This window comes from Streptomyces sp. NPDC029164 (genome assembly GCF_055563995.1).
On sequence record NZ_JBVHWW010000062.1, the window covers coordinates 1 to 22625 of the forward strand.

The following is a 22625-nucleotide window of genomic DNA, read 5'->3' on the forward strand; positions in this document are numbered from 1 at the left end:
TATCAACTTCTGGCGTTGATTTTTGGCACGCTGTTGAGTTCTCAAGGAACGGACGCTTCCTTTGTACTCACCCGCAGCTACATTCGCTGGGGCTTTCCTCCGGGCTTTCGTTCTGTTCTTGCTGTGTTCTTGCGTTTCCAACTCTACCAGATCATTTCCGCGCCCTGCTTCTCGAAAGTCGCAGTCGGCTTGGATTTGAATTCGGTGACCGTTGGGGGTCTTTGCCTTTCGGCGCTCCACCACGTTAGCGCTTTTCCCTTGCCACTCATAATCGAGTGATGGGCGAAGGAATTCGGGCATGCCGAACAGGACCCCGCCAGGGATACGTTGTAGGTAGTGGGTTGGCCGCCCCGGGGGTCTGCGATGGCAGTGACCCGTTCAAGCGGCTCGGACTACGTTAGGCGTGTGGCCGGGCCGAGTCAAGTTGAGCGGCGGCGCGGCGCATGGGCGCGGTACGGGCTCACCGTCGGGTCGTGGGTGATCCAGAACCGGTACGGATGAGCGGCGCCGGCTCCGCCGACTCCCGTGCGCGGGCCGCTGCTCACCAGATCGGGTGAGGTGGGGGTGCCGGTGAGGAGGGACAAGGGGGAATCGGGGCCGGAGCAGAGGTCGGTGCCGTCGAGGGAGCGGTCCACCTCCAGCGCGGTGGCCAGACGGGCCGGCCCTTTGGCCAGTTCCCTCGGGCTTCTGGCTGAAAGTCGACGTTTGGCGGCGAGGTCGGCGCCCGTCGTGATCTCCCCGGCGCGGATCAGGACTCCGCTCGCGTGGTCCGGTGGGCCGCACACCAGGTTGAGGCTGAACCACATGCCGTAGATGAAGTAGACGTACGCGTGTCCGGGCGGTCCGAACATCGATGCGTTGCGGGCGGTGCGGCCGCGGTAGGCGTGCGAGCCGGGGTCGGACTCCCCCTCGTACGCCTCCACCTCCGTGATGCGCAGTTCGATGGGGCCGTCCGGGGTACGGCGCACCAGGGTGCGGCCGAGGAGGTCCGGGGCCACGGTGAGGACCGGCCGGTCGAAGAAGGACCTGGGCAGGGGCGTACGGTCGGGGCGCGCGCTCATCCGGTCGAGCGTAGTGGAACGCGCTCTCCTGCAACCGGGGTCTAAGGTTCCGCGTTGGTAAGGGGTAGGCGCGGCGTTGTCGCCAGTCCTTAGATCCGTATCAGGGAGTTTGAGCATGGGGTTCAGGAAGCTGTTCGCGAGCCTGGGTGCCGGTGGTGCCTCGGTGGACACGGTCATCACCGAGCCGAACGTCGTGCCGGGCGGCATCGTCCAGGGCGAGGTCCGGATCCAGGGCGGATCCGTGGAGCAGCAGATCGAGGGGCTGTCCGTCGGGCTGCAGGCGCGGGTCGAGGTCGAGGGTGGTGACCAGGAGTACAAGCAGGACGTGGTCTTCACGAAGCAGCGTCTCGGCGGTGCCTTCAAGGTGGAGGCCGGCGCGCTGCACGTGGTGCCGTTCGGGCTGGAGATCCCCTGGGAGACGCCGATCACCCACTTCGGGGGTCAGCACCTGCACGGGATGAACATCGGCGTGAGCACCGAGCTGGAGATCGCGCGCGCGGTGGACGCGGGTGACCTCGACCCGATCAACGTGCACCCGGTGCCGGCGCAGCAGGCGATCCTCGACGCCTTCCGGCAGCTCGGCTTCTCCTTCCGCAGCGCGGACATGGAGCGCGGGCACATCCGCGGGACGCGGCAGTCGCTGCCCTTCTACCAGGAGATCGAGTTCCTGCCGCCGTCGCAGTACCGCGGACTGAACCAGGTCGAGCTGACCTTCGTCTCGGACGGCCGGGAGATGGACGTCGTCCTGGAGATGGACAAGAAGCCGGGTCTGTTCAGCGAGGGCAGCGACACCTACCGGTGTTTCCAGGTGGGTCTGCACACGTACCAGGACACCGACTGGGCGGCTTACCTGAACCAGTGGATCGCCGGCGTCGGTTCGCAGCGCAACTGGTTCTAGGCTCGGAACCGCGTCCGTGCGCGGACGCGGTTCGTCGTCTCCCCCTCCCGGAGGTTCAGCAGTGTCAGACCAGAGCAGGGCGCCCCTTCCGCACGACTTCCACCCCGAGGTGCCGTCCTTCACGGTGACCAGTGAGGACGTCACCGACGGAGCCGATCTGCACGCGGCCCAGGTCCTCACGGGCAAGAACATCTCGCCGCAGCTGCGGTGGGAGGGCTTCCCCGAGGGCACGAAGAGCTTCGCCGTGACCTGCTTCGACCCGGACGCGCCCACGGGCAGCGGGTTCTGGCACTGGGTGCTCTTCGACCTTCCGGTGTCCGTGACGGAGCTGCCGGCCGGGGCGGGCAGCGGGGACTTCACGGGGCTGCCGGAGGGGGGCGTGCACGCGCGGAACGACTACGGCACGCGTGACTTCGGCGGGGCGGCTCCGCCGCGCGGGGAGCGGCACCGCTACGTGTTCACCGTGTACGCGGTGGACCGGGAGCAGCTCGGTACGGACGAGGACTCGTCCCCGGCGAGCGTCGGTTTCCATCTGCGGTTCCACGCCCTCGGGCGGGCCCAGCTGATCGGTGAGTACGAGTCGCCCGCCCGTTGATCGTTCTCCGAGCGTTTGCCCGGTCCTGGTCTAAAGAAGGCCAGGACCGGGCATTTTTATTGCGTTGTCCCGCGTGGCGCGCGCGGCCAGAGTGGTTACGGGCCCTGCCGCCGGTGTGGTCGCGGGCCTGCACACGGGAGGTGGGCGAGATGCGGGACACGCTGGTGCTGAATGCGAGCTTCGAGCCGCTGTCGACGGTGACCCTGAACCGGGCTGTCGTCCTGGTACTTCAGGACAAGGCCGTCGTCGAACAGTCGCACCCCGAACTGCGCGTGCGCGCCGCCACCATGGATCTCCCGATGCCCCGGGTGATCAGGCTCTGCCGGTACGTCCGGGTGCCCTTCCGAAGACATGCTCCCTGGTCACGGAGGGGGGTGCTGGTCCGGGACCAGCACCGTTGCGCGTACTGCGGGAAACGCGCGACGACCGTGGACCACGTGCTGCCGCGGGCACAGGGGGGTGGGGACACCTGGCTGAACACGGTGGCGTCCTGCGCCGAGGACAACCACCGCAAGGCGGCCCGGACTCCGGAGGAGGCGGGGATGCCGCTCCTCCGGAGGCCCTTCGTGCCGTCTCCGGCGGACGCGATGCTGCTGGCCCTGGGGGTGGGTGCGCGGGAGGCGCTGCCGGAGTGGCTGGAGCGCTCCGCCTAGTCGGATACCCGCTCGCCCGGTAGTCGCACGCGCTGAGCGACGTAGCTTTACTACGTCGCTCAGCGGACCATCAACTGGACGATGGCGAGGACGCCGACCGTCACGATGACCGCGCGCAGGACGGTCGGCGAGAGCTTGCGGCCCACCTTGGCGCCGATCTGGCCGCCGATGGTGGAGCCGACGGCGATGAGGAGGACGGCCGTCCAGTCGAAGTCGGCGACGAAGAGGAAGACGACGGCCGCGACGCCGTTCACCATGGCGGCGATGACGTTCTTGACGGCGTTGATCCGTTGCAGGTCGTCGCGGAGCAGCAGGCCCATCAGGCCGAGGTAGAGCACGCCCTGGGCGGCTCCGAAGTAGCCTCCGTACGCGCTGGAGACCAGCATTCCGCCGAGCAGGACCGGGCCGCCGTCGGGGTGGCTCGTGTCGCCTCCGGCCGCTTCCTGACGCCGGCGCAGGGCGGCGGCGAGCCGGGGCTGGAGGACGACGAGCACGAGGGCGAGTCCGATCAGGACGGGCACGATCGTGTCGAAGGAGTCCGACGGCAGGGTGAGGAGCAGGACCGCGCCCGCGAGGCCGCCGACGAGGGACACGGCGCCGAGCCGTACGACGCGGGCGCGCTGGCCCTGGAGTTCCTTCCGGTAGCCGATGGCTCCGCTGATCGAACCGGGCACCAGGCCCAGGGTGTTGGACACGTTGGCCGTGACCGGCGGCAGGCCGGTCGCCAGTAGCACCGGGAAGGTGATCAGGGTGCCGGAGCCGACGATGGTGTTGATCGTGCCCGCGCCGACGCCGGCGGCGAGGACCGCGAGTGATTCCCAGATGGACATGGACGGTGCCATCCCCTTTGCATGAGTGAGTCGCCTCCCCGCCATGAAGGTCGAGGGGCCTCACCGATCATGCAGGAGGGGACGGCGGTTCAGTCGATCGGGGGCTGTTCGCGGCGCTCCGCGGCGTCCTTGTCCCGTGCGCCGGGGATGCCGCCGCCGTCCTTGCCGGCGTTCTGCGGGTTGAAGCCGGAACCTCCGCCCATGGGGCCGAAGTTGCCCATGGCGCCGGAGAGGCCCTTGAGGGCGTCGCCGATCTCGCTCGGCACGATCCAGAGCTTGTTGGCATCGCCTTCGGCGATCTTCGGAAGCATCTGGAGGTACTGGTAGGCGAGGAGCTTCTGGTCGGCGTCGCCGGCGTGGATGGACTCGAACACCGTACGGATGGCCTGGGCCTCACCCTCGGCGCGCAGCGCGGCGGCCTTGGCGTCACCCTCGGCGCGGAGGATGGAGGACTGCTTCTCACCCTCGGCGCGCAGGATCTCGGACTGCCGGACACCCTCGGCCTGGAGGATCGCGGCGCGCTTGTCACGGTCGGCGCGCATCTGCTTCTCCATCGAGTCCTGGATGGAGGTCGGCGGCTCGATGGCCTTGAGCTCGACGCGGTTGACGCGGATGCCCCACTTGCCGGTGGCCTCGTCGAGGACACCGCGCAGGGCCGCGTTGATCTCCTCGCGGGAGGTGAGGGTCCGCTCCAGGTCCATGCCGCCGATGATGTTGCGGAGGGTGGTGACGGTGAGCTGCTCGATGGCCTGGATGTAGCTGGCCACTTCGTACGTCGCGGCCCGGGCGTCGGTCACCTGGTAGTAGATGACGGTATCGATGTTGACGACCAGGTTGTCCTGGGTGATGACCGGCTGCGGCGGGAAGGGGACGACTTGTTCGCGGAGGTCGATGCGGTTGCGGATCGAGTCGATGAAGGGGACGACGATGTTGAGGCCCGCGTTGAGCGTGCGGGTGTAGCGGCCGAACCGCTCGACGATGGCGGCGCTGGCCTGCGGGATCACCTGGATCGTCTTGACCAGTGCGATGAAGACCAGAACCACCAGAATGATCAGGACGATGATGATCGGTTGCATGCGGTTCCCCGTGCCCTTCCGGCTGTCTGTGCTGCCCCGTTGAGCGGAGTCTCGCAGACCCGCGGGCTGCGAGCAGGCTGCTTGTCACATCACGACGGCGGTCGCCCCGTCGATCTCCACGACGTCCACGGACTGGCCCGGTTCGAAACTGGTGTCCGTGTCGAGGGTGCGCGCCGACCAGATCTCGCCGGCGAGCTTGATGCGTCCCCCGCTGCCGTCGACCCGTTCGAGGACGACGGCGGTTCGGCCCCTCAGCGCGTCGATTCCGCTGCGGTGTTGGGGGCGCTGGTCGCGGTGCCGGTTGGCGATGGGCCGTACGACGGCGATGAGCGCGACCGACACGATCACGAAGACCAGGACTTGTGCCACCACTCCCCCGCCGAGGGCCGCCGTGACGGCGGCCGCCACGGCGCCGACGGCGAACATGCCGAACTCCGGCATCGCCGTCAGGACCAGGGGGATGCCCAGTCCGACCGCGCCGATGAGCCACCACACCCATGCGTCGATGTCCACATGGTCATGGTAGGTCCGGCGGGCGCGGTCCGGACAGGGTGCGGGGGCCCGTTACTGACCCAGGGGAAGGCCCTGGGCGGTCCAGCGGTCGCTCCCGTTGCGCTCGACGACCAGGGGGAGGCCGAAGCAGAGGGAGAGGTTGCGGGAGGTGAGTTCGAGGTCGATCGGGCCCGCGGTGACGACCTTGCCCTGACGGATCATCAGGACGTGGGTGAAGCCGGGGGCGATCTCCTCGACGTGGTGCGTGACCATCACCATGGAGGGGGCCAGCGGGTCGCGGGCGAGCCGGCCGAGGCGGCGTACGAGGTCCTCGCGGCCACCGAGGTCCAGACCGGCGGCGGGCTCGTCGAGGAGCAGCAGCTCGGGGTCGGTCATCAGGGCGCGGGCGATCAGCGTGCGCTTGCGCTCGCCCTCGGAGAGGGTGCCGAACTTCCGGTCGAGGTACTCGGTCATGCCTAGGCGGTCGAGGAAGGCGCGGGCGCGCTGCTCGTCGATCTCCTCGTACTCCTCCTGCCAGGTCGCCGTCATGCCGTAGGCGGCGGTGAGGACGGTCTGCAGGACGGTCTGCCGCTTGGGCAGCTTGTCGGCCATCGCGATGCCGGCGATACCGATGCGGGGGCGCAGCTCGAACACGTCGGTGCCGGGCTTGCCGAGGGTGCCGCCGAGGATGGTGGCGGTGCCCTTGGTGGGGAAGAGGTAGCTGGAGGCGAGGTTCAGCAGAGTGGTCTTGCCGGCGCCGTTGGGGCCGAGGATCACCCAGCGCTCGCCCTCCTTCACCGACCAGGAGACCTGGTCCACCAGAGCCCGGCCCTCGCGGACCACGGATACGTCCACCAGCTCCAGAACATCGCTCATGAGCGTGTTGTCACCCCTTGCAGTCACGGTTCTCTGTGCGCCGGTAGACGCAGCCCCAGGGGAAAACCTACGCCACTCGGAGAGGGGTCCGGGGCCGGGGCCCGGTGCCGGGTCCGATCCGTAAAGTGGGGGGATGCTTTTCGAACCACGTTCAGGGCGGCTGGCCGCCTGGGGGAACGCTCTGCTGGCCGGTCTGGTCTCGCCCGACGAGGCCGTGTTGTCGATCGTGGGCGAGGACGCCGTGCACCGGGTGGAGGGGCTGCCGGGTGAGACGGGCCCCGTGGGGCTCACCCTGGCGCTCGGCCGGCTGCGGGCGGTGGGGGTGACGGGGCTGCGGGTGGCGCTGCCGGCGCCGGGGCATCCGCTGGGGCTGAGCGGGCCGCCGGAGTTCAACGCGCGGGCGCTGGAGGCCGAGGAGGCCGTGGTGTGTGCGGGGGCCGCGCTGGGGCTCGTACCCGAGGTCGCCGAGGTGGGGCCCGAGGGTGATGTGCACGTGTCGGTGACCTGGCACTGCCTGCCGGTACGGGAGGCGCCGCCGGCGGACGTGCCGTCGCTGAGCGAGGCGGAGCGGGAGCTGGCGGAGGCGCTGCGCGAGGCGACGGTGGCGCTGACCCGGCTGGACGTGGCCGGGTCGGGGCCGGTGGCGGAGGCGGCGCTGTCGGCGTACCGGGCGCGGGCGGAGGCGGGGCGGGACGCGCTGGCGCCGGGGTATCCGGCGCGGGCGGTGCGGGTGCTGGCGCTGGCGCAGCGGGTGGACCTCATGGTGTCGCTGGCGTACGAGAACGGGCACGGGGGTGCGGTGGCCGCCTCGGAGATGGCGGCTCGGGCCGAGGCCTTGCGGCCCGTGGAGCGGGTGGCCCGGCGGGCGCTCGTCGCGGCGTACAACTCGGCGGTCGAGGGGGGCTAGGCCGAGCCGGCTGCGCCGGGGCTCCCCGGCCTCCGCGCCCAGCAGGCCCGAGCTGTCCGGCGGACGGAGTCCGGCGCAGCGGGCCGAAGCCTGCGGAGCAGTGCGCGGGTCGCGTCAGGAGCAGATGTGCCGCGGCCCCGCTTCCCGGGGAGAGGGGGGGAAGCGGGGCCGCGGTGCGCGCGGGGCGCGTCAGGCGTTGACTCCGGTGTTGCCGAAGGCGCCGTTGAGCAGGCCGATCACGTTGACCGTGTTGCCGACCACGTTCACGGGGACGTGGACGGGGACCTGGAGCAGGTTCCCGGAGGCCACGCCGGGCGAGTTCAGGGCCTCGCCCTCCGCCGACGCACCGCCGTGCGCCGAGGAGACACCGGCGCCGGCGGCCAGGAGGCCACCCGCGATCATGGTGACGGCTGCGGCCTTCTTGAAGTTCTTCACGTTCTCGTCCTCCAGTGCGTCTGCCGCGACCAGCCGCCGCGGCACGTCATGGAGAACGGTCGCGCCGCGGTGGGGATACGCCATGTGGGCGACATACACCCGACCGTATGAATCTCAGTCCGGAACTAGACGGTCCGATTTGCGTCACTTATTCGGCGAGTCCGTGCCTGACCGCCCACAATGCGGCCTGAGTACGGTCGGAAAGGTCCAACTTCATCAGGATGTTCGAGACGTGGGTCTTGACCGTCTTCTCGGACAGCACCAGTGCCCGGGCGATCTCGCGGTTGGACCGGCCGTCCGCGATCAGGCCCAGCACCTCGCGCTCGCGGTCGGTCAGCGAGCCGGGCCGGCCCGCCGACGGGCTCTGGTCCTCCTGGGAGAGCAGCGCCACCGCCACCTCCGGCTGGAGCAGCACGTGGCCGGCGTGGACGGAGCGGATGGCTCCGGCCAGGGCGTCGGGGTCGATGTCCTTGTAGACGTATCCCGCGGCGCCGGCCCGCAGCGCGGGGACCACGGTCCGCTGCTCCGTGAAGCTGGTGACGATCAGCACCCGCGCCGGGTTCGCCAGCTCGCGCAGCCTGCGCAACGCCTCGATCCCGTCGGTGCCGGGCATCTTGATGTCCATGAGGATCACGTCGGGCCGCAGCTCCTCGGCGCGGGCGATGCCCTCCTCGCCGTCGGAGGCCTCGCCGACCACCTCGATGTCCTCCTGGACCTCCAGGAAGGTGCGCAGGCCGCGCCGGACCACCTGGTGGTCGTCGACCAGCAGTACGCGAACGCGGCTGCCACCGCGGCCGGGGCTCTCAGCCACCGGGTACCTCCATCTCGATCGTCGTGCCCTGACCGGGCTCCGAGTGCACGGTGAGCCGGCCGCCGACGCCGGCCGCCCGGTCCCTCATGGAGACCAGGCCCAGGTGGCGGCCCGCCCGGCGGACGAACCGGGGGTCGAAGCCCTTGCCGGAGTCGACGACCTTGAGGACGGCGCCGCCGGCGGGCGTCCGGGTGAGGGCGACCTCGACGCGGTCGGCGCCCGAGTGGCGCAGGGCGTTGTGGAGGGCCTCCTGGGCGACGCGGAGGACCGCTTCCTCCTGGGTCGCGGGGAGGGCGCGTACGCCGTCACACGTGAAGGTGACGTGCGCGGTGTGGGCGCGGTCGAGTACGTGGACGTGCGTGCGCAGGGTGGCGACCAGCCCGTCCTCGTCCAGTGCGGCGGGGCGGAGCTCGGTCACGGCAGCCCGCAGTTCGTCGGCGGCCTCCGCCGCGAGGGCGGCCACCTGCTGGAGCTCGTCCTTGGCCCGGGCCGGGTCGCGGTCGACGAGGGCGGCGGCTGCCTGGGCGGTGAGGCGGAGCGAGAACAGCTTCTGGCTGACGGCGTCGTGCAGCTCGTGGGCGAGCCGGGAGCGCTCCTCGGCGATGGTCAGCTCGCGGCTGCGCTCGTAGAGGCGGGCATTGGTGAGGGCGATGGCCGCGTGCTGGGCGAGGAGGGAGAGGAGCTCCTGGTCCTCGTCGGTGAATCCGCGCGGGCCCCCCGGGGCGCTCCGCTTGTTGGCGAGGAAGATCGCGGCGAGGGTCTCCTCGCCGTCCCGGACGGGCATGCCGAGGAAGTCGGACATGTCGGGGTGGGCGGCGGGCCAGCCCTCGAAGCGCGGGTCCTCGCGTACGTCGGCCAGCCGCTGGGGGTCGTCCTCGTGGAGCATCGCGGCGAGGATGCCGTGCTGGCGGGGCAGCGGGCCGATGCGGCGCCACTGCTCCGCGGTGATGCCGTCCACGACGAACTGGGCGAAGCCGCCGTGGTCGTCCGGGACGCCCAGGGCCGCGTACTCGGCGTCCAGGAGCTCGCGGGCCGACGCCACGATCGTGCGCAGGACGTCACGGACCTCCAGGCGGCGGCTCATGGCGAGCAGTGCGGTGCTCACGGCGGCCAGGCCGCTGCGGGGTGGGCCCTGCAGGGGGCTTGCGGTCATGGCCTCACCGTACCCGCGGGCCTGACCTGCGGGATCGGACCGCGGCATCCCCCGGTGGACGTAGGTCCAAGGGACCTGTACGGGTGGGGCCCGCGGCCGACGCGGCGCCGGGCGGGCCCTTCCTAGGTTGGGGGCATCCGCTGATCGGAACGCGAGGGTGAGGGTGAGGGAGCTGTCATGTCGGTGGCGATCGTGACGGGGGCGTCCAGAGGGCTGGGCCGGGCGCTGGCCCGGGAGCTGGCTGCGAGGGGCTGGAACCTGGTGCTGAGTGCGCGGGGGGCGGCGGCGCTGGAGGACACCGCGGCGCGGGCCCGTGCCTCGGGGGTGCGGGTCGTGCCGGTGGCCGGGGACGTGTCCTCGGGGGCGCACCGGGCGGCGCTGGTGGCGGCGGCGCGGGAGCTGGGCGGGCTGGACCTGCTGGTGAACAACGCGGGGGTGCTGGGGGCGGAGCCGCTGGTGCCGCTGGCGGTCCACCCGCTGGACGGGCTGCGCGAGGCCTTCGAGGTGAATGTGGTGGGGGCGCTGGGGCTGGTCCAGGAGGGGCTGCCGCTGCTGCGGGCCGCGGAGGCCGGGGCGGTGCTGAACATCAGTTCGGACGCGGCGGTGGTGGCGTACGCGACGTGGGGGGCGTACGGGGCGACCAAGGCCGCGGGGGACCTGCTGTCGGGCGTGCTGGCGGTGGAGGAGCCCGGGCTGCGGGTGTGGTGGGCGGACCCGGGCTCGATGCGCACGCGGATGATGGCGGCGGCCGAGCCCGGCGAGGACCTGGCGGGGCTGCCGACGCCGCAGGAGGTGGCACCGGCGCTGCTGCGGCTGGTGGCGGAGGGGCTGCCGAGCGGGCGGTACACGGCCGATGGCCTGGCGGCGGGCCGGGCGGACGGCGAGCCGGCCGGGGCCGGCGGTGAGGGGGCCCGGCCGGACGCGGCGCCCGGCGGCGCGGCCGGGACGGAAGCCGGCGGGGCCGAACCCGGCGAAGCGGTCGGCGACGCGGCGGGGGGTGTGCGGTGAGGGGGCGGCTCGGGGGCGCGGGTTCGGCACCACCAGAGCAGTGGCTACATATAACGGACATTCCGCCGGGCCTGATGGCCCGGGTTCCGGCCGAGCAGCGGGGGCCGGGGCTCGGGCGGGACGCGGTGCGGCTGCTCGTGTCCGGGGGCGGTGAAGAGGTGTCGCTGCGCGCCTTCCGGGAGCTGCCCGATCTGCTGCGGGCCGGGGACGTGCTGGTGGTGAACACGTCGTCGACTCTGGCGGCCGCCGTGGACGCCCGGCTCGGCGGCGAGGACCTGGTGGTGCACTTCTCGACCCGGGGCGACGACGGCCGCTGGGCGGTGGAGCTGCGCCGCCCGGCGGCCGGGGGGACGACCCGGCCCCGCGCCGGGGGGCCGGCCGGGGCCGTCGTGGACCTGCCGGGCGGGCGGACCCTCGTACTGGAGGAGCCGCTCGCGGCGGGCGCGGAGCGGCTGTGGTGGGCGCGGCCCGCTCCGGACGACGTACCGGCGCTGCTGCGGGCGCACGGGCGGCCGATCCGGTACGCGTACACGGAGCGGGACCAGCCGCTGTCCGCCTACCAGACGGTGTTCGCCGTGCCGGCGGCCGACGGGTCGGGCTCGGCGGAGATGCCGAGTGCGGGACGGCCCTTCACCGCGGAGCTGGTGGCGCGGCTGGTGAGCCGGGGGGTGCAGTTCGCACCGCTGACCCTGCACACGGGGGTGGCCTCGCAGGAGGCGCACGAGCCGCCGTACCCGGAGCGGTACGAGGTGCCGGCGGCCACGGCGTGGCTGGTGAACGCCGCGAGGGTGACGGGCGGGAGGGTGATCGCGGTGGGGACCACGGCGGTACGGGCCCTGGAGTCGGCCGCGGACGACCGCGGGGTGGTGCGCCCGGCCGGCGGGTGGACTGACCTGGTGGTGACGCCGGAGCGCGGGGTACGGGTGGTGGACGGTCTGCTGACCGGGCTGCACGAGCCGCGGGCGTCCCACCTCCTGATGCTGGAGGCGGTGGCGGGGAGGGCCGCCGTACGGCTCGGGTATGCCGAGGCGGTGGCCCGGCTCTGCCTTTGGCACGAGTTCGGGGACGTGCATCTGCTACTCAAGGATGAGAACCGTGACGGATTGAATTGCTTCAGCAACGCACAGTGAAACCGTTGCGGGCCCGATGTGAGCCCGCGCATAGGACGCACATCACTTACGAAGCTGCCTAGTGGACAGATAAAGGCCCTGTCAGAGCGGGCGTGCGTAGCGCCGAGGCCCGAATTGCGGCCTCGGCGCCCGCCCCTGATCCACTAAGCGGGATCGTACGTCACACCTTTGCCACAGGTTTTTGCCACCGCTAAGAATTGCCCTCGTCGCACAGCGCCGCGGCGGATCCCCGGATCCTCGTGGCGCTTTCCTGCGGCTCCCGCGATTCGAAGAGGTTGCCCCGCCATGTCTGCTTCCAGCACTCCCGGTCACAGTCGTCTGACGAAGGCACACAAGCTGTCCATTGCCGGCGTCGCCACGTTCAGTGCCGCCGCGCTCGCCTTCTCCCTCGTCCCGGCCGACACCGCCGAGGCCGAGACGGTGGTCTCCGCCGCTCCCGTCGCCTGGGCCCAGGCCGTCAACGGGACGCAGACGAAGGCAATGCACGGCCACCTCTCCGCGCAGCAGGTCATCGCCGACGCCAACGCGAAGGCCGCCGCTGCCAAGGCGAAGGCCAAGGCCGACGCCGACGCCAAGGCCAAGGCCGAGGCCGCCGCGAAGAAGGCCCGCGAGGACAAGGCGGCCGCGAGCCGGTCCGCCGCCCGCACCCCCGTCTTCGCGAACAACCTGGACGGCTGGATCAAGGAAGCCCTCTTCATCATGAAGAAGGAGGGCATTCCGGGTACCTACGCCGGCATCCACAAGAACATCATGCGCGAGTCCAGCGGTAACCCGATGGCGATCAACAACTGGGACATCAACGCCCAGAACGGCATCCCCAGCAAGGGTCTGCTCCAGGTCATCCTTCCGACCTTCAAGGCGTACCACGTCAAGGGCACCAAGTTCGACCAGTACGACCCGGTCGCCAACATCGTCGCCGCCTGCAACTACGCGGCCGACCGCTACGGCTCGATGGACAACGTCAACAGCGCCTACTAGGCCACTGGCGCAACTACGGCCCCCATGCGCCTCAGGGCGGCACCCGGACTTCCGGGTGCCGCCCTGAGGCGTTTCGTGCGTGAGGTCCCGCGGACTACTTGCCGGCGCGCATGACCTCGGGCTCGTGGCGGCGCAGCAGGCGCTGCACCAGGAAGCCGCAGGCGATGCCGAGGAGCAGCAGAACGGTGATGTTCAGGCTCCACTGGCCGACCGTGGCCTCCCAGAGCGGGTCGGTGTTGGTCGGGTTGTCGCGGTCCCACGGCGGCATGAGCTTGCCGAGGTTCAGCGTGGTGCCGGCGGCGGCGACGGCCCAGCGGGACGGCATCAGCCAGGCGAACTGCTCCAGGCCCGGGGAGTCGTAGACCTGGAAGAGGATGCCGGTGAAGACGACCTGGACGATCGCGAACATGACCAGCAGCGGCATGGTCTTCTCGGCGGTCTTCACCAGCGAGGAGATCACGAGGCCGAACATCATCGAGGTGAAGCCGAGCGCGATGACCGACAGGCAGAGCTCGACGGCCGGCGGCATCAGCAGGCCCTCGGCGGGCAGGTCGCGCGGGAAGAAGCCGATCCCGCAGATGATCACGCCCTGGATGGCCGTGATGACGCCGAGGACGATCACCTTCGACATGAGGTAGGCCGACCGGGACAGGCCCGTCGCGCGCTCACGCTCGTAGATGACGCGTTCCTTGATCAGCTCACGGACCGAGTTGGCCGCGCCCGAGAAGCACATGCCGACCGCGAGGATCAGCATGATCGTGCCGGCGTCGCCGTTGAACTGGGACGGCGGCGTCGGCGGGGCGAGGCCGAAGGTCGCGGGGATGACCGTGGAGACCACGCCGAGGACCGCGGGCAGGATCAGCATCAGGCCGATGAAGCCCTTGTCGGAGGCGATCACCGAGACGTAGCGGCGGATCAGCGTCCACAGCTGCGAACCCCAGCCCTGCGGCTTGGGCGGCATCATCTGCTGCGGCGACGGCATCGCGACGGACTGCGGGGCGACCGCGTCGATGTCGGCGGCGTACAGCTGGTAGTGCTGCGAGCCCTTCCAGCGGCCGGCCCAGTCGTAGTCGCGGTAGTTCTCGAAGGCCGAGAAGACGTCCGCCCACGTGGTGTAGCCGAAGAAGTTCAGCGCCTCGTCCGGCGGACCGAAGTACGCGACCGAACCGCCGGGGGCCATGACCAGCAGCTTGTCGCAGATGGCCAGCTCGGCGACCGAGTGCGTGACGACGAGGACCGTGCGGCCGTCGTCGGCGAGCCCGCGCAGCAGCTGCATGACGTCGCGGTCCATGCCCGGGTCGAGGCCGGAGGTCGGCTCGTCCAGGAAGATCAGCGAGGGCTTGGTGAGCAGCTCCAGGGCCACGGACACGCGCTTGCGCTGACCACCGGAGAGCGCGGTGATCTTCTTGTCCTTGTGGATGTCGAGCTTGAGCTCGCGCAGCACCTCGTTGATGCGGGCCTCGCGCTCGGACTCGGCGGTGTCGCCGGGGAAGCGGAGCTTGGCCGCGTACTTGAGCGCGGTGCTGACCTTCAGTTCCTTGTGCAGGATGTCGTCCTGCGGGACCAGGCCGATGCGCTGGCGGAGCTCCGCGAACTGCTTGTACAGGTTGCGGTTGTCGTAGAGGACGTCGCCCTGGTCGGCGGGCCGGTAGCCGGTCAGCGCCTTGAGCAGGGTGGACTTGCCGGAGCCGGAGGGGCCGATGACACCGATCAGCGACTTCTCCGGGACACCGAAGGTGACGTCCTTGAGGATCTGCTTGCCGCCGTCGACGGTGACCGTGAGGTGGCGGGCCGAGAAGGAGACCTCGCCGGTGTCGACGAACTCCTCGAGACGGTCGCCGACGATCCGGAAGGTCGAGTGGCCGACGCCGACGATGTCGTTCGGGCCGAGCAGCGCGGTGCCGGACTTCGCCAGCGGCTGGCCGTTGACGTAGGTGCCGTTGTGGCTGCCGAGGTCGTGGATCTCGAACCGGCCGCCGGGCATCGAGCGGAACTCGGCGTGGTGGCGCGAGACCTGGAGGTCGGAGACCACCAGCTCGTTCTCCAGCGCACGGCCGATCCGCATGACGTGGCCCAGCGAGAGCTGGTGGAACGTCGTCGGGCTGCGGTCACCGTAGGCCGGGGCCCCGCCCTGCGCCGGGCGGGGCGCGGCGGCGCCGCCCTGCTGGTGCGGGACGTGCGCCTGCGGCTGCTGTTGGTACTGCGCCTGCTGCTGCTGTCCCCAGGCCTGCTGCTGGGGCTGCTGCTGCGGGGCCTGGTAGGCCGGGGCCTGCGGCTGGGCGTAGGCCTGCGCCTGCTGCGCCGGGGCCTGCTGGGCCACGGCCGGCTGCGGCGCGGCGGCGGCGCTCAGGTTCAGCCGCGGGCCGTCGGTCGCGTTGCCGAGGTGGACCGGCGTGCCGGGAACGAGCTGGGTCTGCTGGACCCGCGCCCCGTGCACGTAGGTGCCGTTGGTGCTGCCGTGGTCCTCGATGCCCCAACTCTGGCCGTTCCAGGCGATGGTGGCATGCCGCCACGACACCCGCGCGTCGTCGATCACCACGTCTCCCTGGGGGTCGCGCCCCAGCGAGTACGACCTGGACGGATCGAGCGTCCAGGTCCTTCCATTCAATTCCAGTACGAGTTCCGGCACTCCAGCCCCACTTAAGTCCCCCGAGAATCCCCCATGACGTCAGGGAGTCTAGGGATGGCGAACATCCGGGGGAACTATTTCAGGCGCACAGCCGTATGGGGAATCCGGGCCTTGCCGCGGCGTCTACGACTGCCCGTTGACGGGGTCGAAAGTCACCCGGAGAGTGAGATACGGGACTTCTCGCCCGGGGGTCCCCTCGCGTACCGCTCGGTAGGCATCGGGGGTTCACCGCATGCGCCGCATTCGTTGGGGAGACGTGCTCGTGTCCGCGGTCGCCGCCGTGGGCTGGTCCCTGATCGTGATGGCGGGGGTGGCCGCGCTCGGGTTGCACCTGCTGGGCGCCGACGCCGCGGGAGGATCGCTCGGGGCCATGACGGCCGCCGTGGTGGTCCTCGCGGTCGGCGGCACCGTGACCCCCTCGGGTGACGTGTCGGCCTTCGGGGTCGTCGGTGCGGGCGCCGAAACCTCCCTGGACGTCATGCCCTTGGGGGTGTCCCTCGCCGGGGCACTGGTCCTGGGACGCGTGTTCGCGCGCTCGCTCCGGGCCTGGGCCGGGCCCGGCGAGACGACCGCCCGCGTCCTCGTGCTCACGGCGCTGTTCGTCGCGACGGTGGGCGGGCCGGCCTGGGCCGGGCACGACGTGGTCACCGTCGACGGGACGGAGCTGCCGAGGTCTCCGGCGAAGGTGGAGATCCCGGGGATCGGGGACATCGGCGGGCTGCTCCCGGACCGCATCGGGGACCTGATCGAGACACGGACCCGGATCGGGTTCTCGGTGGAGACGTGGCCGACGCTGCTGGGCGCGGGAACGTGGGCGCTCGCCGTACTGGCGGTGGCCCTGCTCGTCTCGCGGCGCGGGCCGGCCGCGCTCGCCCGGCTCCGCCCGGCCGCCTCGGCGGTGCTGACGATGCTGCTGGTCGCGGTGGCGGCCGGGCTGGCCGCGGCGGTGTGGGCGGCGCTCGGCGACGCCCATCCGCGGCGGGTGGTGGGGGCCGCGCTGCTGGGGGCGCCGAACGGGAGCTGGCTGGGCGTGCTGCTGGGGCTCTTCGTACCGGTGCGCGGCCGGGCCGAGGGGGCGCCGGCCCGGCTGCTGCCCGATCCGCTGGACGATCTGCTGGCCGGGGCCGCGCGGGAGCCGGTGACGGTGGCGCGCCTCGCGGAGTACGACGAGCGGGTCTGGCTGCTGGTGGCGGGGGTGGCGCTGCTGCTGCTCCACGCGGGCGTGCTGGCGGCCGTACGGACTCCCGGGCGCGCTCCCGTACGGATTCCCGGGCGCGGGGTGCTCGGGTGTGCGGCGCGGATGTCGGTGGTGACGGCCGTGACACTGGCGGGGCTGGTGTGGCTGACGGGGCTGTCGGCGGATGCCTCGTTGGCGGTGCTGGGGGTGGACGCGGTGGATGCCCGGGTGGAGCTGCGGGGGGCCCTCGCGCCGGCCCTGGTGCTGGGTGCGGTGTGGGGGGCGGTGGCCGGGGCGGCGGGTGCGCTGATCGCCCCGCGGCGGCGGAGGGACCCGGCCGGCCCAGAGCCCGTCCGGGGGTGGCCCGACCCCGAGGCGCCGACCGCCGCCGGCCCGTACGGCCTGCCCCTGCGCGGCCCGCGCCCTGGAGCGGGCGGGGAGGCGGACGGCTCGTGGGACGTGACGGTGACCGGCGTCCCGCCGTGGTCGGCCAGGCCGCCGAAACCACCCCGCCGGGAGCCCTTCACCCCGCCTCCCCCGCCGGGAGCCCCGCCCCCGCCCAAGCCTCCGGCGCCACCGCGGTGAGGTTCGGCGTCGCGGGGCCGCTGCGCGGGGCCGTCTCCCCGCCCCGCCCTTTCACCGTTTCCCCGGGCGGCGCCCGGACCCGCGCCTCACACGCCGGCGGGGCCGGAAGACCTGCGGCGGAGCCCCGGCGCGAGCGTTCAAGACGTGGGACGGGGGTCCTGGGCTCGGGGTGGGGAAGATACGGTGAGGGCACCATGAGCGCATCGCAGACCTCCGACGTCCCCACCCTCCTCGTCAAGATCTTCGGCAAGGACCGTCCCGGGATCACCGCCGGGCTGTTCGACACCCTCGCCGCCTACTCCGTCGATGTCGTCGACATCGAGCAGGTCGTCACCCGTGGCCGCATCGTCCTGTGCGCCCTCGTCACCAAGCCCGCCGGCGGCGCCGAAGGCGACCTGCGGGCCACCGTCCACAGCTGGGCCGAGTCCCTCAAGATGCAGGCCGAGATCCTCTCCGGTACCGGTGACAACCGGCCGCGCGGCAGCGGCCGCTCCCATGTCACCGTGCTCGGTCACCCGCTCACCGCCGAGTCCACGGCCGCCATCGCCGCCCGGATCACCGAGACCGGCGGCAACATCGACCGTATCTTCCGCCTCGCCAAGTACCCGGTGACGGCGGTGGAGTTCGCGGTCTCCGGCGTCGAGACCGAGCCGCTGCGCACCGCCCTGGCCACCGCCTCCGCGCACATCGGCGTGGACGTGGCCGTGGTCTCGGCCGGGCTGCACCGCCGGGCCCAGCGCCTCGTCGTCATGGACGTGGACTCGACCCTGATCCAGGACGAGGTCATCGAGCTGTTCGCCGCGCACGCCGGGTGCGAGGCCGAGGTCGCCGAGGTCACCGAGCGGGCCATGCGCGGTGAGCTGGACTTCGAGCAGTCGCTGCACGCCCGGGTGGCGCTGCTGGCGGGCCTGGACGCGTCCGTCGTGGACAAGGTCCGCGCCGAGGTGCAGCTGACGCCGGGCGCGCGGACCCTGATCCGTACGCTCAAGCGGCTCGGCTACCAGGTCGGCGTGGTCTCCGGCGGGTTCACGCAGGTCACGGACGATCTGCGGGAGCGGCTGGGACTGGACTTCGCCTCCGCCAACACCCTGGAGATCGTCGACGGGAAGCTGACGGGCAAGGTCACCGGCGAGATCGTGGACCGGGCGGGCAAGGCCCGGCTGCTGCGCCGTTTCGCCGCGGAGGCCGACGTACCGCTGTCGCAGACGGTGGCGATCGGTGACGGGGCCAATGACCTGGACATGCTGAACGCGGCCGGGCTGGGCGTGGCCTTCAACGCCAAGCCGGTGGTCCGCGAGGCCGCGCACACGGCGGTGAACGTGCCCTTCCTGGACGCGGTGCTGTACCTGCTCGGGATCACCCGTGAGGAGATCGAGGCCGCCGACCTGGCCTGACCCGCGGGACACGGACGGGATGCGAGCGGGCCCCGGCGGCCGGTGCGGCTGCCGGGGCCCGTTCGCGCGTACGCGGCCGGCCGGGCCGGGTCAGTGTCCCTTGGGGGTCCAGTAGTCGAGCAGGGTGCCCACCCCGTGCTCCACGGACTTCCACGATCCGGTGAAGGAGACGACGGCGAGGGCCGCGGTCGGGAATCCCGTACGGGTCATCCGCGCCAGGGTGTCTCCCTCCGCGCGCCCCGAGAGGGCGTCGGCGAGGGCGTGCATGCCGGGGTTGTGGCCGACGAGGAGGAGGTCGGAGACCTCGTCGGAGGTCTCGTTCAGCAGGGCGATGAGCTCGCCCAGCGAGGCGTCGTAGAGCCTCTCCTCGTAGTGGGTCTTCGGCCGGTGCGGCATCTCCTGGACGGCGAGCTTCCAGGTCTCTCTGGTGCGGGCCGCGGTGGAGCAGAGGGCCAGGTCGAAGGCGATGCCGGTCTCGGCGAGCTTCAGACCGACGGCCGGCGCGTCCTTGCGGCCCCGTTCCGCCAGGGGGCGGTCGTGGTCGGACACCTCGGGCCAGTCGGCCTTGGCGTGCCGGAGGAGGGCGATCCTGCGGGGTGTGTCGGCGCTCATGACTCCCAGCTTCGCACGAAACGAACCACGGGGCGCAGGGTGTTGGGGGGGCTCACCCCACTGGAGGTGGGCGCTCGGGAGGTCACTCCACGGCGCGCAGGAGCTGTTCCGCGACCCGGACCAGGGAGGAGACCTCGCCGGTGGCCGCGTGGGCCTCGCCGGAGCCGGCGAGGAGCATCAGCAGGAGGCCGAAGGCGAGGGCGGGCAGGGCCAGCGCCCACCAGTGCAGCCGGGCGCTCGCGGCGGCGGTGGCGCGGGCCCGGGGGGTGGCTGCGGACGGGAGGGACCGGGTGTGCGTGGGGGCCGACATGGCCGCCTCCGTGGGTGTGCGGACGGGACTGGCTCGCTGTTCACGAATCTATGGATCCGCTGCGGCCGTTCCCATCCGGGGCACACCCCACTTCACCCTGAGCCTGGCCCCCTAGGGGTGGTGGGGTTGTCCCCACCCTCACTGCGGGGCGGTGGTCCTCAGGGGGACGCGATGGTCGCGATCACCGAGATGACCACGGTGATGGCGAGGATCGCGCCGAGCACGAGGCCGAGCTTCTTGCGGCCGTCCTGCGGGTTCGGTTCAAGTACGGGCGACATGCCGGTCAGTCTTTCATGCCGCATTCGTCCTCGATCGTGCGGTCCCTGCCTGCGAGGACGCCGAGCGCGATCTGCGGGACGAGCAGGCCCGCCATCAGGGCGAGCGGCAGGTCCCAGCCGCCGCTGTGCTGGTAGAGGGCGCCGATGAGGAGGGGGCCGGGGATGGAGATGAGGTAACCGGTGCTCTGGGCGAAGGCGGAGAGCCTGACGACGCCGGCCGGGGACTTGGCGCGCAGCCCGATGAGGGTGATGACGAGGGGGAAGGCGCAGTTGGAGATGCCGAGCAGGAGCGCCCAGGCCCAGGCTCCGGCGGCGGGGGCGAAGTAGAGCCCGAGGTAGCCGGTGAGGCCGAAGACGCCGAGGACGACGGCGATGGCGCCCTGGTTCCTCATCCGGCCGGCGAGGCCCGGGATGACGAAGGCGAGGGGGACTCCCATGACCATGGTGACGGCGAGGAGCACGCCGGCGGTGGAGGCGGAGACCCCGGCGTCGCGGAAGATCTGCGGGAGCCAGCCCATGGTGATGTACGCGCCGGTGGCCTGGAGGCCGAAGTAGCAGGCGAGGGCCCAGGCGGTGCGGCTGCGGACGACCCGCGGGCCCGCGTCGGCCCGGAGGGCGGCGCCCGTGCCGGCGGCGGCCGCGGCCCGGGCCCGGTCGGCGCTCCGGATGGCGCGGGCGATGGGCAGCCACAGCAGTACGGCGACGACGGCGAGGGAGGCCCACATGAGCAGGCCGGTGCGCCAGCTGCCGCCGAGGGCGGCGGTCAGCGGGACGGTCGCGGCGGCGGCGAGCGAGGTGCCGGCGGCCAGGGCCATGGAGTAAAGGCCGGTCATGGTGCCGACCCGGTCCGGGAAGTAGCGCTTGACGATCACCGGGAGCAGGACGTTGGTGAGGGCTATGCCGGCCAGGGACAGGGAGCTGGCGGCCAGGAAGGCCACGGCGCCGTTCGTGAACGGGCGGATCAGCAGGCCGGTGGCGACGGCGGCCATGCCGGCGCAGACGACGGCGGCCGGGCCGAAGCGGCGGGAGAGCCGGGGCGCGGTGACGCCGAAGACGGCGAAGCAGAGGGCCGGGACGGAGGTGATCAGTCCGGCGACGGTGGCGCTCATGCCGAGGCCCGTGCGGGTCTCCTCGAAGAGGGCGCCGAGGCTGGTGATGGCGGGCCGCAGGTTCAGGGCGGCCAGCACGATTCCGACGATGAGCAGCGGGCCGAGCCAGGTCGGCTGCGGGGTGGTGGCGGCCGCCACGCGGTCCGCCGCGGCCCGCCGCGCGGGCTGGTGGCTCCCGGTGGGCCGGTCGAGCGTCTGCACTTCTTCGTCGGACATCCCACCATCATAGAATCATGGGATGATTGGTTGTCCAGTCGCTCTTGAGAGGAACCCATGCCGCTGACCTCGCCACGGCGCTCCGTTCTCGTCGATCAGGTGATCACGCAGCTGCGGAACCAGATCACCTCCGGCGAGTGGCCGGTCGGCGCCCGCATCCCGACCGAGCCGGAGCTCGTCGAGCTGCTCGGCGTCGCGCGCAACACGGTGCGCGAGGCCGTACGGGCGCTGGCGCACAACGGCCTCCTGGACATCCGGCAGGGCTCGGGCACGTACGTGATCGCCACGAGCGAGCTGGCCGGCGTCATGCACCGCCGGTTCGCGGGCGCCGAGCCCCGGCACATCGCCGAGCTGCGTTCGACCCTGGAGTCCTCGGCGGCCCGGCTGGCGGCGGAGCGGCGCACCGAGCGGGACCTCGTACAGCTGGACGCCCTGCTGGCGCGCCGCGAGGAGGCATGGGCGGGCGGGGACGCGGAGGTCTTCGTGGCCGCGGACGTGAGCCTGCACATGGCGGTGGTGACGGCCTCGCACAACGACGTGCTGATCGAGCTGTACGCGGACCTCGGCGACCTGGTGGCCGACTGGCTGCGGGCGGACGTGGGCACCGAGCTGCACCCGTCGGCCCATCTTGACCACGCCCGGCTGATCGAGGCGATCCGGCGGGGGGACGGGGACGCGGCGGCCTCGGAGGCGGCGGGCTACCCCTTCGCCTGCCTCGGCAAGAACACGGACGGGGACCCGCTCACGCCCTCTGGTGGGTGATCCAGGCCGAGCGGACCTCTTTCCAGCAGCGCCCGGTGAGCTCCACCCGCCCGGCGGGTCCGACGGCGACGGCGGCGCCGTCTCCGTCCACGTCCCACCAGCGGTCGCATTCGACGTGCAGGCGCAGCAGGTCGGTCTCCGGGTAGGCGTTGTGGCAGTTCGCCGTCACCTGCGAGCCCTCGATCGCGATGTCGCAGTCGGCTCCGAAGAGGTCCCGCGCGGCGGGGCGAGAGGGCTGGGCGGGGGGTTCGGCGGGGATCTCGGCGAGCTCCACGACGGCGGGGGCCACCGCTTCGGGGCCGGGTGCCGATTCGTCTCCCACGGGTTCCGCGGCTGCTCCGGGGACCAGGAGTCCGGTCAGGATCACCGAGGTGACCAGCATCGATACCGTTCGGCTCGGCCTCGCTCGCACTCCTACCCTCCTCCCCGCAGGAGCCGGGAAGATCCCGGCCTGGCCAGTTTGCAGGCATCTGTCCCGGTTTTCGACTCGGGAAGATCCGGTCGGCCGGTGAACATACGAGCGAGGGACGGGCGCGGACCACGCGAAACGGCGGCGGGGGGGGGGGGGGGGGGGGGGGGGGGGGGGGGGGGGGGGGGGGGGGGGGGGGGGGGGGGGGGGGGGGGGGGGGGGGGGGGGTGGGGGGGGGGGG

General features: G+C 72.0%; 24 protein-coding genes and 1 pseudogene. 11 read left to right on the plus strand and 14 right to left on the minus strand.

Annotated elements, in window-relative coordinates:
* On the plus strand, positions 1-279 hold a 279-nt coding region (locus ACZ4VT_RS35770; protein ID WP_467955549.1), incomplete at its 5' end, for a hypothetical protein.
* A gap of 140 nt (positions 280-419) precedes the next feature.
* On the opposite strand, the gene ACZ4VT_RS35775 is transcribed toward ACZ4VT_RS35770, so the two are convergent.
* The gene (locus tag ACZ4VT_RS35775) at positions 420-1061 is read right to left on the minus strand and encodes a DNA-3-methyladenine glycosylase (RefSeq protein WP_467955550.1); all 642 of its coding nucleotides are present in this window, start codon (positions 1059-1061) and stop codon (positions 420-422) included.
* A gap of 115 nt (positions 1062-1176) precedes the next feature.
* Here ACZ4VT_RS35775 and ACZ4VT_RS35780 point away from each other — a divergent pair, with 115 nt between their 5' ends.
* The 3 genes from ACZ4VT_RS35780 to ACZ4VT_RS35790 all read left to right on the plus strand — a co-directional run bounded on the left by ACZ4VT_RS35780 (position 1177) and on the right by ACZ4VT_RS35790 (position 3207).
* Complete coding sequence (locus ACZ4VT_RS35780; RefSeq protein WP_467955551.1) at positions 1177-1959, plus strand: sporulation protein; 783 nt, start codon at positions 1177-1179, stop codon at positions 1957-1959.
* Between the two features lie 61 nt (positions 1960-2020).
* Positions 2021-2554: a YbhB/YbcL family Raf kinase inhibitor-like protein gene (locus ACZ4VT_RS35785; protein ID WP_467955552.1), complete on the plus strand. Its 534-nt coding sequence runs from the start codon at positions 2021-2023 to the stop codon at positions 2552-2554.
* A gap of 149 nt (positions 2555-2703) precedes the next feature.
* Complete coding sequence (locus ACZ4VT_RS35790) at positions 2704-3207, plus strand: HNH endonuclease (protein WP_467955553.1); 504 nt, start codon at positions 2704-2706, stop codon at positions 3205-3207.
* A 59-nt stretch (positions 3208-3266) separates the two neighbouring features.
* Here the strand turns inward: ACZ4VT_RS35790 and ACZ4VT_RS35795 are convergent, their stop codons facing one another.
* The 4 genes from ACZ4VT_RS35795 to ACZ4VT_RS35810 form a co-directional block, all read right to left on the minus strand.
* Complete coding sequence (locus ACZ4VT_RS35795; RefSeq protein ID WP_467955554.1) at positions 3267-4037, minus strand: sulfite exporter TauE/SafE family protein; 771 nt, start codon at positions 4035-4037, stop codon at positions 3267-3269.
* Positions 4038-4126: 89 nt separating this feature from the next.
* Complete coding sequence (locus ACZ4VT_RS35800; RefSeq protein WP_362805723.1) at positions 4127-5113, minus strand: SPFH domain-containing protein; 987 nt, start codon at positions 5111-5113, stop codon at positions 4127-4129.
* A gap of 84 nt (positions 5114-5197) precedes the next feature.
* Positions 5198-5626 (minus strand): NfeD family protein, encoded by a 429-nt coding sequence (locus ACZ4VT_RS35805; protein ID WP_467955555.1) that lies wholly within the window; start codon positions 5624-5626, stop codon positions 5198-5200.
* A 51-nt stretch (positions 5627-5677) separates the two neighbouring features.
* Positions 5678-6481: an ABC transporter ATP-binding protein gene (locus ACZ4VT_RS35810; protein WP_467955556.1), complete on the minus strand. Its 804-nt coding sequence runs from the start codon at positions 6479-6481 to the stop codon at positions 5678-5680.
* A gap of 133 nt (positions 6482-6614) precedes the next feature.
* Here ACZ4VT_RS35810 and ACZ4VT_RS35815 point away from each other — a divergent pair, with 133 nt between their 5' ends.
* Complete coding sequence (locus ACZ4VT_RS35815) at positions 6615-7388, plus strand: hypothetical protein (RefSeq protein ID WP_467955557.1); 774 nt, start codon at positions 6615-6617, stop codon at positions 7386-7388.
* 189 nt (positions 7389-7577) lie between these two features.
* On the opposite strand, the gene ACZ4VT_RS35820 is transcribed toward ACZ4VT_RS35815, so the two are convergent.
* The 3 genes from ACZ4VT_RS35820 to ACZ4VT_RS35830 form a co-directional block, all read right to left on the minus strand.
* Positions 7578-7823, minus strand: coding sequence for a chaplin (locus ACZ4VT_RS35820; RefSeq protein ID WP_362854014.1), 246 nt, complete (start codon positions 7821-7823; stop codon positions 7578-7580).
* 148 nt (positions 7824-7971) lie between these two features.
* A complete protein-coding gene (locus ACZ4VT_RS35825) occupies positions 7972-8634 on the minus strand; it encodes a response regulator (protein ID WP_467955558.1) in 663 nt (220 codons plus the stop codon).
* On the minus strand, positions 8627-9772 hold the full coding sequence (locus tag ACZ4VT_RS35830; RefSeq protein WP_467955567.1) for a GAF domain-containing sensor histidine kinase: 1146 nt from the start codon (positions 9770-9772) through the stop codon (positions 8627-8629). The genes ACZ4VT_RS35825 and ACZ4VT_RS35830 overlap by 8 nt, the downstream gene beginning before the upstream one ends.
* Before the next feature lie 192 nt (positions 9773-9964).
* Here ACZ4VT_RS35830 and ACZ4VT_RS35835 point away from each other — a divergent pair.
* From ACZ4VT_RS35835 to ACZ4VT_RS35845, 3 genes and pseudogenes are all read left to right on the plus strand, one after another.
* Positions 9965-10660 (plus strand): annotated as a pseudogene (locus ACZ4VT_RS35835) (SDR family NAD(P)-dependent oxidoreductase); the annotation flags it as partial.
* 209 nt (positions 10661-10869) lie between these two features.
* The gene (locus ACZ4VT_RS35840) at positions 10870-11925 is read left to right on the plus strand and encodes an S-adenosylmethionine:tRNA ribosyltransferase-isomerase (RefSeq protein WP_467955559.1); all 1056 of its coding nucleotides are present in this window, start codon (positions 10870-10872) and stop codon (positions 11923-11925) included.
* 285 nt (positions 11926-12210) lie between these two features.
* Positions 12211-12903, plus strand: coding sequence for a transglycosylase SLT domain-containing protein (locus tag ACZ4VT_RS35845; protein ID WP_467955560.1), 693 nt, complete (start codon positions 12211-12213; stop codon positions 12901-12903).
* 94 nt (positions 12904-12997) lie between these two features.
* Here the strand turns inward: ACZ4VT_RS35845 and ACZ4VT_RS35850 are convergent, their stop codons facing one another.
* Positions 12998-15532, minus strand: coding sequence for an ABC transporter ATP-binding protein/permease (locus ACZ4VT_RS35850; RefSeq protein ID WP_467955561.1), 2535 nt, complete (start codon positions 15530-15532; stop codon positions 12998-13000).
* Between the two features lie 232 nt (positions 15533-15764).
* Between ACZ4VT_RS35850 and ACZ4VT_RS35855 the strand changes: the two genes are divergently transcribed.
* Positions 15765-17294 carry a streptophobe family protein gene (locus ACZ4VT_RS35855; protein WP_467955562.1) on the plus strand — a complete coding sequence of 510 codons (1530 nt, stop codon included), beginning with the start codon at positions 15765-15767 and terminating at the stop codon, positions 17292-17294.
* Between the two features lie 194 nt (positions 17295-17488).
* Entirely contained in the window at positions 17489-18688 is a 1200-nt protein-coding gene (serB, locus tag ACZ4VT_RS35860) for a phosphoserine phosphatase SerB (protein ID WP_030773088.1), read from the plus strand.
* A gap of 90 nt (positions 18689-18778) precedes the next feature.
* Here serB and ACZ4VT_RS35865 read toward each other — a convergent pair whose 3' ends face one another.
* The 4 genes from ACZ4VT_RS35865 to ACZ4VT_RS35880 all read right to left on the minus strand — a co-directional run bounded on the left by ACZ4VT_RS35865 (position 18779) and on the right by ACZ4VT_RS35880 (position 21213).
* Positions 18779-19300: a SixA phosphatase family protein gene (locus ACZ4VT_RS35865; protein ID WP_467955563.1), complete on the minus strand. Its 522-nt coding sequence runs from the start codon at positions 19298-19300 to the stop codon at positions 18779-18781.
* An 82-nt stretch (positions 19301-19382) separates the two neighbouring features.
* Complete coding sequence (locus tag ACZ4VT_RS35870; protein WP_467955564.1) at positions 19383-19610, minus strand: hypothetical protein; 228 nt, start codon at positions 19608-19610, stop codon at positions 19383-19385.
* A 158-nt stretch (positions 19611-19768) separates the two neighbouring features.
* Complete coding sequence (locus tag ACZ4VT_RS35875; RefSeq protein WP_351299347.1) at positions 19769-19888, minus strand: SGM_5486 family transporter-associated protein; 120 nt, start codon at positions 19886-19888, stop codon at positions 19769-19771.
* 5 nt (positions 19889-19893) lie between these two features.
* On the minus strand, positions 19894-21213 hold the full coding sequence (locus ACZ4VT_RS35880; RefSeq protein WP_467955565.1) for a CynX/NimT family MFS transporter: 1320 nt from the start codon (positions 21211-21213) through the stop codon (positions 19894-19896).
* Positions 21214-21270: 57 nt separating this feature from the next.
* On the opposite strand from ACZ4VT_RS35880, the gene ACZ4VT_RS35885 reads away from it, so the two are divergent.
* Positions 21271-21975: a FadR/GntR family transcriptional regulator gene (locus ACZ4VT_RS35885; protein WP_362805703.1), complete on the plus strand. Its 705-nt coding sequence runs from the start codon at positions 21271-21273 to the stop codon at positions 21973-21975.
* On the opposite strand, the gene ACZ4VT_RS35890 is transcribed toward ACZ4VT_RS35885, so the two are convergent.
* Entirely contained in the window at positions 21956-22387 is a 432-nt protein-coding gene (locus ACZ4VT_RS35890; protein WP_467955566.1) for a hypothetical protein, read from the minus strand. The two genes, ACZ4VT_RS35885 and ACZ4VT_RS35890, sit on opposite strands and share 20 nt — an antisense overlap.
* Between the last annotated feature and the right edge of the window lie 238 nt (positions 22388-22625).